We start from the raw sequence: 15,371 nt of genomic DNA on the forward strand, positions 1-15,371 counted from the left end.
CTGTGTAAACTATCTCTATCACTGTCGCTATCTTCTGAGCGGTGTGGTATTTGTATTTGAAACCGCCAATTGCATTTACTGTCTCCAGCCACTTGCCTTGCTCAAAAGGTATCTCAAAATTCTTCCAGCCATTTGTATTTTTATAAGCCTCCAGATTCTGCTCACCAGATGGTATGTATACCTTGGCAAGTGTGTAAATATTTGTATCAAACACATCATCCGAGAATTCAAGCAAACCAACATCTGCCTTCTTTTCTATATCTGATACAATCTCACTGATACCACTACAACCATAGAATGCCTTGTCACCAATTGAAGCAATGCTTGAAGGCAGCTCAAGCTTCGTTATACCAGTGCGGTTCAGGAACGCATACTTGCCAATATCGGTCACGGTGTAATCCGTCCTTTCCTCAACACCCTCAGTCACCTCCTTTATCAATGTTACAGTACCAGGTACAGATGCTAGGCTGCTGCTCGACGAAGACTTCGTCAGAAGGGCCGACTTGATAAACTCACCACCATCATTCTTATAAGTGTAGCAGGAATAAGTCATATCGTCCTTCGACAGGTCGTCGACATAGTCACCACCTATTATATTTGTGAACCTCTGTCTCCAGGTCTCACCATAGTTAGCCTTTGAGGCATAAGGTACAAACAGGGTGCACAGATTTGTAGTGCTCTCGCCGCTCAATGAGAAGACGTCAGCATTCATCACCGTAGATGGAGAGGCAATGCTGCTGCTTACATGACTAAGTGAATTACAGCCCGCAAAAGCACCCTCGCCTACTGACGTCAATGTGGAAGGTAGCCAAAGCTTCTTCAGGTTACTACAATTCTGGAAAGCATTCTCGCCGATTTTCTCAACAACACCTAGATGAACCTCCTTAACCTTGCTGCCGCTGAAGGCACCGACTCCGATAGTCTTGATGTTATCGGAACGCAACTCTGGCAGTTTGGTATCACTGAAAGCATAATCACCGATAGAGGTCAGACTTGATGGGAACGGAATCTTATACAAACTTTTACATTTCTGGAAAGCATATGCACCTATAGAAATCAGGGTTGGTGTCTCACTCGAAGGAAGTTTCACTTCTTCCAGAATTTCACTGCCCTGGAAAGCATTTGCACCGATGCTCTCAATATCTGCCTGGATATCGATTGTCTTGATATTGCCCTTATCGGTATTCGTCTTGAAGACAGAGGGACCTATCGCTGTTACTAATACACCATCATATATGTGACCAACACTATTAGTTAAGGAGACAGTCTTAGGTATTGGAAGAGTTTCCAATTCTCCTGTCTGTGTTACTTGAATCAATGTTGCCGTTTTTTTATCACCCACTATTTGACATTTATAAACCATAGCTGAGTGATTATTATCAGGTGCATCAAATACTTCTCCTTCTATAAACTTATCCTTTTCGAATATTTTCCAACCAGCTGTTTCTAAATATGCAGCTTTATTGCCATTAGGCAAATATATTTTCGAAATCTTAGGGGAAGTGAACACCTCAGAACTAATTACAAACGGATCTTTTATTCTACTCGTAATAGTTGTAATATTGTCACAGTATTTAAACGCTTCATCCCCAATACTACCTATGGTTATAAGTGTAGATGGCAATATAACCTCTTCCAAAGATGCACAATTATAAAATGCTTGAGCTCCAATTTTAGTAGTACCTTCTGGGATATCTACAATCTTAAGTTTATTATTGCTCTCAAATGCGTTTTTACCAATAGTCTTTAGATTAGATGGCAAAACAATATTCTCTAAAACCTTACAGTTTCTGAAAGCATAATCTCCAATTCTTTCTATTCCATTGGGAATGGGAATGCTCACTGTTTTAAGTGATTGATTGTTTTCAAAGGCACGTCTTGCAATGAGATTAACCGTTTTACTGCCGCCTTGTATAGATATAGAAGGCTTAATAGATGCAATAAATGAACTCTCTCCTGATGTATTCAAGTTTTTGAGCAATGCTGCATAATTATCATCATCACCATATACATATCTCAGCCCTTCCTCATCGTGATACTTTCTCTCTCCATAATAGATATTGGGGAAATTCCATCCTTTTTCCCTATACTGATTCTTATTATTACCAGTAGACTGAGGTATATATAATATAATGTCATTATTAGGGAATGGGGAGTATTCGTCAACACCAATTTCTATCGGTTCTTCTTTATTACATTGAACTTCTATAAGTTTATCACAACCAGCAAAGGCACTACCACTAATTGAATTTATACTTGATGGTATAATAAGCATTTCTAGTTTTTTACAATCTCTGAAAGCATTACCACCAATAGTTTCTATGCCGCCTAAACTAATATTTATCAAATTACCGCATCCCCAAAAAGCTTTCTCGCCAATACCTATCAAACTTGGAGGGCATATAACCTCTTTCAATTGTGAATGATTCATGAACGCATTTGCCCCAATAGTCTTGACTTTTGATGGTATATTTAAAGTTTCAAAAGACCCAATAGATGAATTATTTTCATAGAAGGCAGACTCGCCAATTTTAACTAAGTCGTAATAAATATTATTATTTGGAACTTGCGAAGAGAATGCCCCATTAAAGTCTTTATCACCTTTTATTAATATTGCTTCATTTCCTGATGATGTCGTCCAACCTACATATTTCATATTATTATTATAAAATACGCTCATGTCGGTACATGGAGTAACGTGAGTGAAATCCAGCGCTGCAGGATCTGAAGTTTCGTTTACAAACAATGTAGCATTTTTTCTAGTATCTTCTGCAAATATGGAAGTTGTTCCTATTGAAGATGGGACACTCTTAAAATAGACATAAGCCAACCTACTGCAAGAATTGAAAGCCTCCTTACCTATTCTATCAAGTCGTTCTGGTAAAATAAGTATCTTCAAATTCTTACAACTATAAAGTGCCTTTTCTCCTATCTTCAAGCTTTCACTCTCACCATTATCACTATCCAAGAACGTCAATTCTTCAATTGAGGTTGCTTTTGAGAATGCATTATTATTAATTACCTTCACTACATAAGTAATATTGTCTGAGCCCACGAATGAATAAGGTATTGTAACGACCTTAGCATCTGTTTCTACTTCTACTAAAGTAGCTTGATTTGATTCTTCTGCACAAATAAATTTCATTTTCACACCTTCAGGCGAAGCATATGTAACATTCTCCTTTATTGTGCCTTCCATGAAATAAGTAAACTTTTGCCATCCTTGTTTCGCCTGATAAGAATCTGGTTCAAGAACATAAAGTGTTTTTTCCAGGGAATTGCTAAACACATTGGTGGGAATATCAAATGCAGAAGCAGTACATTCAACACGGACTAATTTATCACATCCACTGAAGGCCTGTTCCTTAATCGATTTTAAATTAGAAGGTAATTTGATAGTCTCTAATTGTTTACAACCATTGAAAGCTTGAGGTCCAATCACTTCTACATGTTCAGGAATTGTAATATTTGTAATATCGCCGCAATCAGAAAAAGCTAGTCTGTCAATTCCTGTAACTCTAAATTCAATATTTTGATCACCAGAACTAATATTAATAGTCGAAGGAACAACTATATTCTTTTCATTCTTTCCTGTAATCAACGTTGCTTCTCGAGAGCCTTCAGCACAAACATAAAACATACCAGTTACATCATTATCACCATCTTTATATTTAATTGGTTCAGATGACATTGGGCCAACTAAAATTCTACTATATTTGTTCCAATCCTCATCTTTTTCGTAGTTAGCTTTACTCTCTTGCGATTCAACATAAAGCGTCACCAAACTTTTATCAGAACATGATGGCAGACCTCCGGGGTTGAGTTTATTATTGGGATCTAAAACCTTACAATAAATATGTTTTAAGTCTTTACAATCACTAAACGCATTATTAGCTATAGACATAAGTGTTTCAGGTAGTGTTAACAATTTCAAACTAGAGCAATCTTTAAAAGCTGCCGGTCCTATGGCAGTAACAGGATATTTATCCAATATTTGAGGAGGAATAATAGCGTACTCTATGTTTTTTTGTACAGGCAACACCTCTGTTAGAGTCGCCGTCAATTTATCCGTATCATACGTATATTTGTATGTTCCATCGTCATATTCTTTAACTTCAGCCAGCATGGTCACTGATGTTAACAAACCAATCGCAAACAGTATAATCTTTTTCATATCACTTATAGAATTAGTCATTTAGGGGACAAAGGTAAGAAATATATCGATATCTTCCAAATTTTAAATGTTAAATCTATAAATTTATATAAATTTATAAACCGACCTTAGATGGTGTATTATAGAATTTGATGTTCCTTCGGAAGATGGGACGTTAAGAAGGAATTCATATTTCCATATAGTACAGACTAGTGCGCACTGCAGTACGCCAGTAAGCGTACTGCAGTGCGAAAGATGGAATACTGTAGTGCGGATAAGCCGTACTACAGGCGGGAACAAGCCGTACTACTCGTAGAGACTATCTCCTTATTAATCGTTCCAATTATAAAGCTGCTCATAGGCATCGAAGCCCAGGTGCTGCATGCCGATTTCCTTCAGAACATCCTTTATAATCTGTATATCTTTGGGCGAACAGAGCCTCTCCCCTCGCCTACGCTCGAAATATCCTGTACGTCCGAATTTACCCTGAAGTCTGCACGAGAATGTCTTGTATTGCCTGGGCAACATCTCTTCCTGCATCCTTGCAAATCCACGAGCAAAGATCTGAGGCTCGTCTGATTGGTAGAACTCACATTTCTCCGATGGTTCTGTCAATAAGGGATTCACTATTTGCACTATCTTGTATTTCCTGGTTAATACATCCATAGCCATCTGACGAAGACAGTGATTGGCCATCGGACAATCAGACTTGATACAAAGCGTATAATAGTCAGGTACTTCTTTACAATTGATCTTATTCATATATGTTGATTATATGGCTACAAATTTACACATTTTCTTTGACACCACCAAACATTATTCCTACTTTTTTTTGGATAATTCAAAGAAAACATTTACCTTTGCAGCTATGATACATTATATACAGTTACTTCGCCCGCTGCAGTGGCTCAAAAACCTGTTTGTGTTTGCGCCCATCTTCTTCAGCACCAATCTGCTGAAGCCGGAATTCTTCTGGCCTACCTTAGCGGTATTTGCGTCGTTTTGTTTGATATCGAGTTCTATCTATTGCTTCAACGACCTGAAGGATGTGGAGGCCGACAGACAGCACCCCAAGAAGTGTCATCGCCCCATTGCATCAGGCAAGGTGTCGGTGATAGGAGGATATGTGATGATGATATTATGTACCATTGGTGCGTTAGCCATTCTGCCATTGGCACAGAGTGTAAATACGCCTTACCTCTACGCCATTATCATTGGTTACTGGCTGATGAACATCGGCTATTGTCTGAAGTTGAAGCAGTTTGCCATCCTTGACGTATCAATTATTGCCATAGGCTTTGTGATGCGTGTATTAGTTGGAGGCATAGCAACGGATATCTACATTTCCCACTGGTTGGTAATGATGACTTTCCTGGTAACACTGTTCTTAGCCTTCACCAAACGTAATGACGACTATCGCATCTACGAACAAACAGGCACAAAGCCTCGCGTATCGATAACAGGCTACAACAAGACGTTTATCAATGAGGCCACAGCCATCATTGCTTCTGTCACTTTGGTGTGCTACATCATGTACACCATGTCGCCAGAAGTAATCCATCGCTTAGGCACCCGATATGTCTACCTTACGTCCGGATGGGTTTTAGCGGGTTTACTACGCTATCTGCAGAATATGATTGTGTTCGGACTGAGTGGCAGCCCAACCAAATCGTTGGTAAAAGACCATTTCGTGCAGTTCTGCATCCTTGGTTGGATAGCCTCATTCTTTGTAATTATCTATTTATAAGATGAAAAAGAAAGAAAGATACGATGCTATTTTAGCGCATTTCCGCGAAAAGATGCCTTTGGTAACTACCGAACTGGATTTTGGTAGCACGTTCCAGTTACTGGTGGCAGTTGTACTGAGTGCCCAGTGTACAGACAAGCGTATCAACCAAGTGACGCCAGACCTGTTTGCCCACTACCCTGACGCTGCCTCGATGGCAGAAGCAGAGGAAGAAGACATCTTTGAGTGGATCAGAAGTGTGTCGTATCCGAATGCCAAAGCCAAGCATCTGGTAGAGATGGCACGTGTACTGATGGAGAAGTTCGGTGGCGAAGTGCCCAGCACGCTCGACGAGCTCCTCACCCTGCCGGGCGTTGGCCGCAAAACAGCGAATGTGATTCAGAGTGTAGCCTTTGGTAAGGCCACCTTAGCAGTGGATACGCATGTATTCCGCGTGGCGCATCGCTTGGGATTAGTGAACAAAAGCGACAATACGCCCTATAAGGTGGAGATGGCGCTCACCAAATATATCCCAGAAGAGGATATACCCAATGCGCACCACTGGCTGCTGCTACACGGACGCTATGTCTGCACAGCGAGAAAGCCTCACTGTGAGAAATGCGAGATCGAAAAATACTGTGCAAAGGTTATTTCTTAGGCTGCGAACCACGATGATGCCCTTCGCCACGGTTGTGATTGCCCCAATTGCGGAATGCACGACGGTGGAACTTATCCTCGGCAATAATCGTACGGATAACCTTTGAAGCAGGGAGTACACGCAGGAATTTGTTATGATAGGTCTGCGCAATCTGCTTCAGCTCTATCTCGTACTGGTCGCGACGCTGAATGGCACGCTTGCAAGAAGCCTCATCCTTGGGCAGTTTAAAGAGCTCGTGCATCTTATTATAAACCACACGCTGCTTCTGCTGCATCTCACGGTAAAGGGGGAAGAACTTAGCAGTCTCCTCAGCAGTCAATCCTGCCTCATTGGTAATATACTGTTCTAAATCAGCCTGAAACTTCTCGGGCGAGAACTTCTGCTGCTCCTCAGCAGAAGCAGTGAAAAGCGAGCAGTGCATAACGAACAATATCGCCATCACTCTCACTAACCATCCTCGTTTGATATCTATATTCATTTTTCTATTCACTCTTCACTATTCAATAACTATTACTCACTCGCACTTGCTAAGTATGAGTATATCTCATGATTATCAAGCATCATATAATCAGCAGCTTCATCCATATACTCTTCATTCTCAGATTGTTGCGAACGATTCTCAACCTTAGCTTGGACGGCAGTAACAGCTGTTGTATCGGCTTTCGACTGCCACATCCAAGCGGCTCCAGCTACCAACAAAGCACACACACTCGCCGCTGCATAGAATACAGGACGCACGAATACAGACTTAGCACGACGCTGCTGAGGCTGCTCAGGCAGATTCTGCATCACCTGGGCAGTCAGGTTGTCGAAATAACCCTCTGGAACACGGAATGGATTCCGCTTTCCAACCTTTTCCTGTATGTACATTTCTTCGTTCATCGTATATATGACGTATTGATATCCAAATAGTTTAATCGCGTGCCTTAAAAAAATCAGTAATCTTTTTCACCGCGATATGATACGAGGCTTTCAGCGCCCCTTCCGAAGTGTTAAGCACCTTACTCATCTCACTGTATTTCATCTCTTCATAATAGCGAAGATTAAACACCGTTCGCTGCACATCGGGCAACTGAGCGATAGCCTCCTGGAGCATCGCCTCGGTCTCACTACCATCGAAATAATCATCAGCCAACAAGGCATTGGCCACTGATAAATCCTCGGACGAAGCTGAAGCCACAAACTTATTGCGACGTAAGAAGTCGAGACTTTCATTAATGGCAATGCGGGATAACCAGGTTGACACCTTCGACCCGCCCTGGAAACTATCGAATGCATTCCAGGCCTTCAGAAAAGTATTCTGAAGCACGTCGTTGGCATCGTCATGCGTGAGCACGATGCGACGTATCATCCAATACAGCTGTTCGCTATATTCTTTTACTATCGACTCGAACTCTCTCCGCTTATCCATTTCAATTCCTTACTAATCACCTTGTCGAATCCATACAGATCGGGCCAATAATCGATGGCACCCGTCTTAGGATTCGGGAAGGCTGTATAATATAATATGTATAGAGGCACATATGGCTTCACATCCCGATAGGATATCAGCTTAAACGGACGCTGAGCGTTGGCATGCTGACGAACCCAGTTGCGGCCACGATCAGTCACAGGCGTCATATCCATCGAGATACGGATGCTCTCGCGTGTCCACTCATCAGCATCAGGCAACAGATAGCAAGCCAGCTCGAATGGTTTCTGCACACGGACACAACCATGTGATAAAGTGCGACGATCGCGCTGGAAAGCACCGCGGTTATTGGTGTCGTGCAGATAAATCGAGAAATTGTTTGGGAAACGGAACACAATGCGCCCCAAAGAGTTGCCTACCCCAGCCCGCTGACTGATACGCAGCTTGCCCGAAAGCATGGAACTGGTACCTACATCGCTCACGTTGAGGGTATCGCCCGATTCCTTGTCAATAATAAAATAACGGTTACGGGCGAAATAGGCTGAATCACCTGCATGGTTCAACACTTCGGTCTTGACGATATTCTGCGGGATGACCCACTCCGGATTAATCTGCATATAACTGATGGCACTATGCAGCAAAGGCGTCTTGGTAGCTACAGCGCCACAGCAGATACGCATGTCGAGCACGGAGTCGCCATCAATCGCCCACAAATGCTGGGCAGGAATATTTACCAGTATCTGCCGCTTGTTAGCTTCCGGATGTGCTATCTGCCAACGGCAGCGCTCCATGTTGATTGCCAGTACGCGGCGTTTCTCAGCATCGGTAGTCTTATCCATCTCACTGAGGAGTGCCTGATAGATATAGGTATCAGGAACCGACGAAACCAGATACGACATCCTATCATCCTCCTTCACCTTCTTGGCAGCCTCGGTTGTATCAGGTGCAGCAGGCTCATAATCGAACACACGGGCAAAGGTACCAGGGTTGCCCACCTTGGGATCCATACGATTGAAGACGCGAGGACGCATAAAACCATAACGCTGACCAGTGGCATAACGGATATAAGCCTTAGTGAGATGAGCCTCCAAACGGGACAGAACCTCATTGATGCTGACACCAACAGAATCGAAAGCAAGGGTATGTACTATCTCCAAATCTTTGGCTATCTCTGGCACAAAAAATGCAGCCGTATCCAAACCATTACGAGGCAGTTCACGGTTCAGGTAAGACAACAACGAATCGGCATCTTCGGATACCCCCATACGATCGAACCACACGCCAGAAAGCGTGCTGTCCATCTGATTAACATATTCACCAAATGCCGAACGTTCAGCCTCCGTCAATTCGTTACCCCCACTTCCAAAACAGGAAGTCAGCAACCAACAGATGCTCAACAAACCGAAGATTATCGGATGGATATCTTGCGGACTACTTTGCCTACCCTTAATATGTAACACCCTTTAGACAGATTAAGTTCCACACGCTGTACAGGGGCATCAATATCATACTCTGCCACCAATCGACCAGTTAATGATACTACCTGAAGCTTTTCGCCCTGAGCACCACTAACCGTCACCGTTCGCCCATCAACAGCAACCGATGGCCCATCGACTTGCGCCGAAGGAGCTGGATCCATCAGCATGCCAACAGCCAGAACAGGGGCTGCCAACAGGAACAATATGGTTGAGATAAGTATAAGTCTACGCATAAGCAATCTATCTATAGTTGGCGCAAAGTTAGGAAATTCTTTCGAAACAGCCAAATTTTAAGCTAAAAAAATGGCTTTTCCTGCTTGTCAGACATCGAAAACATCCATTTCGTTGGTTAAATAGCTGTTTTCGAACACTTCTTTCGCCTGATTGAGCAATACAGTCTCGTCCTCATAGCGCGAGCTATAATGGCCCAACAGCAGTTTCCCCACCCCGGCATCGCGCGCCACCATAGCTGCCTGTCGGGCTGTGGAGTGACAATATTTCTCAGCCTGTGGCAGATGGTCATCGCCATAGGTACTCTCATGATAGAGGGTGCTCACGCCCTTCACCTGTTGCCAAAGCTCTGGAATATAGCGGGTATCCGACAGATAAGCGTAACTTCTGACGGGGTCAGCCGGCATCACCAAACGCTCGTTAGGAATCACATCGCCATCGGATGTTGTCCAATCGGCACCGCATTTGATGTTGTTTACCTGTGAATTGGGAATCCCGTAAGCCTCCATCATATCGCGACGGATATGCGGCTGGGAAGGTTTCTCAGTAATCAGGTAGCCACAACACGGCATGCGATGAATCAAAGGAATGCTTTCGACTGTGATGCTCCGATCCTCAAAGACCACCGCACGCTGGGTGGTATCGACCGGATAAAAGACCACTTCGAACCCTAAATCATGGGTATAGAACTTCAGCTGGCGGGCCAGTTCGTCACCTAACTCCTTCGGACCATGTACGTGCAGCTTTGCCGTACGCCCCAACAGGCCGAAGGTAGAAATCATACCAATCAATCCAAAACAATGATCACCATGCAGATGGGTGATAAACACATGACTGAGTTTGGTAAAGCGCACCCTGCATTTACGCAGTTGCATCTGGGTTCCCTCGGCACAATCGAGCATCAGCACCTTCGCACGCACCTCGACCACCTGCGACGAGGCGTTATGACGAAGCGTGGGCAGGGCACTGCCGCATCCTAATATATGAACTTTGAATGGTTCCAATTTTTCTGACGTTTGTTTACATTTTCATGAACTCATCCTGATGCTCTTCCAGCTTCAAACCATGCAAATCAGGAAGTGGTTTTTCGCGCCAACGGGTGTACTCCAGGGTTTCCTCCTCATCCTGAGGCTTTCCGATGGTCTTATATATCAGGGTATCCGAGGAGAGTTTCAGAATATTATAGAAGTTAGTTTCCTCACCTTCACCACCACTCTCACGGATAGAGGTTATCTCCAGTTTTCCATTAAAGATTCGCCATGTACGATAGGTGATATTGGTCATCTCAATAGACTCTGCCACACCACCTTCCTTGATGCGGATACCAACCTCATCGCTGCCATCCAGCGGATCAGGCATCACCCAATCGCCCAGCAACAGGTTGACATTGATAACCTCTGTGGCTACGGTCTTTGCCTTATTGGTCATCACTGCCAAGCGATCGCCCACCCTGAAGGAGCCCAACAACTGATGTTCACTTCTGGCACGCGTGATATCGAGCGTCAGCGTATCGCCATTATCCGTCAACAACTTCAACTGAGAAGCCGAAGGAATACCACTACAGAGGCCATAAATGGTGTGATCGCGAATCAGATCGTTCACATCAACCGTATCCTCTTCACGCTCAGCCTGATGACGACCACCGCCACCACAACTCATCAACATCACAACGGCTATTGCCACACTCAGAAAAACTAACTTTTTCATATCTTCGTTTTTGTTTTTTTGCAACGGACTTCAGGACTTTAAGGCTGTTTTCGCTTCATTCCACAAAGCGTCCATTTCACCTAAGGTCATATCTTTCAAGGGTTTGCCAATCTTGATGCTATGCGCCTCGATATAGTTAAACCTATCGATAAACTTACGATTGGTCTTCTCAAGGGCATTATCCGGATTGAGCTTATACAAGCGCGCCGCATTGATCACACTGAACAGGAAATCGCCCAACTCTTCAGTTGATTTTTCTTTATCTTCCCGATTGAGTTCCACTTCCAACTCTGCCAGTTCTTCGCGTACTTTCTTCCACACATCCTGACGGTCTTCCCAGTCAAAGCCTACATTGCGGGCTTTATCCTGAATACGATAAGCCTTAATGAGCGAAGGCAAAGCATCGGGCACACCAGCGAGTACAGATTTATTGCCATCTTTTTCCTTGAGTTTAATCTGTTCCCAATTTTCAAGCACCTGACCGACAGTCGTTACCTTTGCAGAATCACTATTCACTATTCCCTGTTCACCGTTCACCTCCTTTGGAACAAAGGGCAGTGGTTTGGGATCTTCGGCATCAATCTGCGAAGGATGATATACATGCGGATGACGGGTTATCATCTTGCGTGTCAGGGCATTGCAGACATCGGCCATATCAAACTGTTCTTTCTCCTCTGCTATCTTGGCATAGAAACAGATGTGCAGCAATACATCGCCTAACTCCTTACAAATATCAGGAATATCATTCTTAATGAGAGCATCGCAGAGCTCGTAAGTCTCCTCGATGGTATTGGGGCGAAGGCTCTCGTTTGTTTGTTTTTTGTCCCAAGGACAATTAGCCCTTAACGCGTCTAAAACGTCAAGAAACCGACCGAAAGCCTGCATTTTTTCTTCTTTTGTATGCATAAAACAATCATTTTCCGTGCAAAAGTACTAATTTTAAATGGAAATTTAGTAATTTTGCAGCGATTTTTGCAAAATATTAAAATATTATATATGGAATTAGCTAGCAAATACGACCCAAAAGAGGTCGAATCGAAATGGTATCAGTACTGGCTGGACAACAAGCTCTTTGCCAGTAAACCCGACGGACGTCAACCCTATACGATTGTGATTCCGCCTCCCAATGTAACAGGTGTGCTCCACATGGGACACATGTTGAACAACACCATTCAGGATATCCTGGTACGTCGTGCCCGTATGGAGGGCAAGAACGCCTGCTGGGTGCCTGGCACCGACCACGCCTCAATCGCTACTGAGGCAAAGGTAGTGAAAAAGTTGGCTGGACAGGGCATTAAGAAGCACGATCTGACCCGCGAGCAGTTCCTGGAGCATGCATGGGATTGGACCAACGAGCACGGTGGCATCATCCTCAAGCAGTTGCGCCGCTTAGGTGCCAGCTGCGACTGGGACCGCACCGCTTTCACCATGGACGAGAAGCGCAGCGAGAGCGTTATCAAGGTTTTCGTTGACCTCTATAAGAAAGGGCTCATCTACCGTGGCCTCCGTATGGTGAACTGGGATCCTAAGGCATTGACAGCTCTTTCAACCGAAGAGGTAATCTATAAAGAGGAGCAGAGCCATCTGTTCCACCTGAAATATTATGTGGATGGTCTGACCACACTCGATAACGAGGAGGCACTGAAGGCCGAAGGCAACATCATCCACAAGGATGAGAAGGGGTACTACGCTGTAGTAGCAACCACCCGTCCTGAGACCATCATGGGCGATACCGCTATGTGTATCAACCCCAAGGACTCCAAGAACCAGTGGCTGAAGGGCCGTAAGGTGATTGTGCCTCTGGTGAACCGCGTCATCCCAGTTATCGAAGACCGCTATGTGGATATCGAGTTCGGTACTGGTTGTTTGAAGGTAACACCTGCACACGACACCAACGACTATATGCTGGGTAAGACCCACAATCTGGAGACCATTGACATCTTCAACCCCGATGGTACCATCTCAGAGCAGAGTCCTCTCTACGTAGGAATGGACCGCATGGACTGCCGCAAGCAGATCAGCAAGGACCTGCAGGAAGCTGGATTGATGGAGCGCATTGAGGACTATATTAATAAGGTAGGCTACTCAGAGCGTAACCCCGATACCGCTATCGAGCCACGTCTCTCTATGCAGTGGTTCCTCTCGATGCAGCACTTCGCCGACATCGCTCTGCCACCCGTATTGAACGATGAGTTGAAGTTCTACCCAGCAAAATACAAGAACACCTATAAGAACTGGTTGGAAAACATTCAGGACTGGTGTATCTCCCGTCAGCTGTGGTGGGGTCACCGTATTCCTGCCTACTACTACAACGAGAATGACGACTATGTAGTAGCAGAGACCCGTGAGGAGGCTTTGAAGCTGGCTCAGCAGAAGGATCCAAAGGTAACGGATGCCGACCTGCGCCAGGACGAGGATGCCCTCGACACCTGGTTCTCTTCATGGCTGTGGCCTATCTCACTGTTTGACGGTATCAACAATCCCGGCAACGAGGAGATTAAGTACTACTACCCCACTTCTGACTTGGTAACAGGTCCGGATATCATCTTCTTCTGGGTTGCCCGTATGATTATGGCCGGTTATGAGTATATCGGCGACATGCCTTTCAAGAACGTTTACTTCACAGGTATCGTTCGTGATAAGTTGGGCCGTAAGATGTCGAAGTCACTCGGTAACTCACCCGACCCAATCGACCTGATTGAGAAGTTTGGTGCCGACGGTGTGCGTATGGGTATGATGCTCTCTGCACCTGCTGGTAACGATATTCTCTTCGACGAGGCACTATGTGAGCAGGGACGTAACTTCAACAATAAGATCTGGAACGCCTTCCGCTTGGTTAAGGGTTGGAAGGTGGCAGACATTGAGCAGCCCGAGGCTGGCAAGATTGCTACCGCATGGTTTGAGGCTAAGTTGAAGCAGACCAGCGCTGAGGTTGACGACCTCTTCAAGAAGTATCGTATCTCTGAGGCCCTGATGGCTGTCTATAAACTCTTCTGGGACGAGTTCTCAAGCTGGTATCTGGAGATGGTGAAGCCCGCCTATATCAATGGTGAGCCTCAGCCTATCGACAAGCAGACCTACGACAAGACGCTTGAGTTCTTCGAGATCCTGCTGAAGATGCTGCACCCATTCATGCCATTCATCACTGAAGAGTTGTGGCAGCACCTGTATGACCGTCAGGATGGCGAGAGCATCATGCGTGTCAGCCTGAAGCTCGACACACCTACCAAGGCCGATGATGAGTTGACTGCTCAGATTGAGAACGTCAAGCAGATAGTATCAGGTGTTCGTATGGTTCGTAACCAGAAGAACATTGCGCCTAAGGAGCAGCTCGACCTGCAGGTAGTTGGCAAGAACGACTACGCAGAGTTTGATGCTGTCATCATCAAGATGGCTAACCTGAAGGGTATCAGCATTGTTACCGAGAAGGATGCCACCGCTTCTGCCTTCATGGTAGGAACCGATGAGTTCGCTGTACCTGTTGGTGACATGATCGATGTTGAGGCCGAGATTGCCAAGATGGAAGCGCAACTGCAGCACCTTGAAGGTTTCCTGGCTGGCGTGAAGAAGAAGCTCAGCAACGAGCGCTTTGTAGCCAATGCCCCTGAGGCTGTGGTAGCACTGGAGCGTAAGAAGCAAAGCGATTCTGAAGAGAAGATTGCTTCGCTGAAAGAAAGCATCGCAGCGCTGAAGAACAAATAATAAAAATCCCCGCCAAATCGGGAGGGCACTGAAAAAGCCCTCCATTTGAGGGGGCAACCTTGATTTTTATTAAAAGCAGATTGCATATAGCCGTTACATACGGATTGGCAATCTGCTTTTTTCAATTTTCAGTTTGTGGTCAGTAATACCCCCAGATGAGGTTTATACGGCTTCTTAAAGAGCTTTTTTTGAGAAATATATTCTTTGCTCAGATTAGTTTGAGGATTCTCTTGATATTTGCGGCAAAAATGGTGATAGCTCCTTGCATTTGCATGGAGTACAGGCCATATGATTCTGCCCTGTTG

General features: G+C 44.7%; 13 protein-coding genes. 3 read left to right on the plus strand and 10 right to left on the minus strand.

The window, feature by feature from the left end; genetic code table 11:
- Positions 1-4,174, minus strand: a 4,174-nt coding sequence (locus T491_RS16730) for a leucine-rich repeat domain-containing protein (protein ID WP_197018883.1), incomplete at its 3' end; no start/stop codon positions are given.
- 309 nt (positions 4,175-4,483) lie between these two features.
- Positions 4,484-4,915: a DUF6078 family protein gene (locus T491_RS0114760; RefSeq protein WP_155950167.1), complete on the minus strand. Its 432-nt coding sequence runs from the start codon at positions 4,913-4,915 to the stop codon at positions 4,484-4,486.
- Positions 4,916-5,021: 106 nt separating this feature from the next.
- Between T491_RS0114760 and T491_RS0114765 the strand changes: the two genes are divergently transcribed.
- Positions 5,022-5,900 (plus strand): UbiA prenyltransferase family protein, encoded by an 879-nt coding sequence (locus T491_RS0114765; RefSeq protein ID WP_028904566.1) that lies wholly within the window; start codon positions 5,022-5,024, stop codon positions 5,898-5,900.
- A 1-nt stretch (position 5,901) separates the two neighbouring features.
- Positions 5,902-6,537, plus strand: a complete 636-nt coding sequence (gene nth / locus T491_RS0114770) for an endonuclease III (RefSeq protein WP_028904567.1) — start codon at positions 5,902-5,904, stop codon at positions 6,535-6,537.
- Here nth and T491_RS16735 read toward each other — a convergent pair.
- The 8 genes from T491_RS16735 to mazG all read right to left on the minus strand — a co-directional run bounded on the left by T491_RS16735 (position 6,527) and on the right by mazG (position 12,270).
- Positions 6,527-7,015, minus strand: a complete 489-nt coding sequence (locus T491_RS16735) for a hypothetical protein (protein WP_231480268.1) — start codon at positions 7,013-7,015, stop codon at positions 6,527-6,529. The genes nth and T491_RS16735 overlap by 11 nt on opposite strands.
- A 32-nt stretch (positions 7,016-7,047) precedes the next feature.
- Positions 7,048-7,419 (minus strand): hypothetical protein, encoded by a 372-nt coding sequence (locus tag T491_RS0114780; protein WP_033148482.1) that lies wholly within the window; start codon positions 7,417-7,419, stop codon positions 7,048-7,050.
- A 31-nt stretch (positions 7,420-7,450) separates the two neighbouring features.
- Positions 7,451-7,948 carry an RNA polymerase sigma factor gene (locus T491_RS0114785; protein ID WP_036916210.1) on the minus strand — a complete coding sequence of 166 codons (498 nt, stop codon included), beginning with the start codon at positions 7,946-7,948 and terminating at the stop codon, positions 7,451-7,453.
- Positions 7,918-9,294: a L,D-transpeptidase family protein gene (locus tag T491_RS0114790; protein ID WP_051523191.1), complete on the minus strand. Its 1,377-nt coding sequence runs from the start codon at positions 9,292-9,294 to the stop codon at positions 7,918-7,920. Before T491_RS0114790 ends, T491_RS0114785 begins: the two co-directional genes overlap by 31 nt.
- A gap of 62 nt (positions 9,295-9,356) precedes the next feature.
- The gene (locus T491_RS0114795) at positions 9,357-9,659 is read right to left on the minus strand and encodes a T9SS type A sorting domain-containing protein (protein WP_028904571.1); all 303 of its coding nucleotides are present in this window, start codon (positions 9,657-9,659) and stop codon (positions 9,357-9,359) included.
- Positions 9,660-9,746: 87 nt separating this feature from the next.
- On the minus strand, positions 9,747-10,661 hold the full coding sequence (locus tag T491_RS0114800; protein ID WP_028904572.1) for a ribonuclease Z: 915 nt from the start codon (positions 10,659-10,661) through the stop codon (positions 9,747-9,749).
- Positions 10,662-10,677: 16 nt separating this feature from the next.
- Complete coding sequence (locus T491_RS0114805) at positions 10,678-11,364, minus strand: lipocalin family protein (RefSeq protein WP_028904573.1); 687 nt, start codon at positions 11,362-11,364, stop codon at positions 10,678-10,680.
- Between the two features lie 30 nt (positions 11,365-11,394).
- The gene (gene mazG, locus T491_RS0114810) at positions 11,395-12,270 is read right to left on the minus strand and encodes a nucleoside triphosphate pyrophosphohydrolase (RefSeq protein WP_028904574.1); all 876 of its coding nucleotides are present in this window, start codon (positions 12,268-12,270) and stop codon (positions 11,395-11,397) included.
- A 90-nt stretch (positions 12,271-12,360) separates the two neighbouring features.
- Between mazG and T491_RS0114815 the strand changes: the two genes are divergently transcribed.
- Positions 12,361-15,066: a valine--tRNA ligase gene (locus tag T491_RS0114815; protein WP_028904575.1), complete on the plus strand. Its 2,706-nt coding sequence runs from the start codon at positions 12,361-12,363 to the stop codon at positions 15,064-15,066.
- Positions 15,067-15,371: the final 305 nt, after the last annotated feature.

The sequence above is a fragment of the Prevotella sp. P6B4 genome (assembly GCF_000619985.1).
Classification (GTDB): Bacteria; Bacteroidota; Bacteroidia; order Bacteroidales; family Bacteroidaceae; genus Prevotella.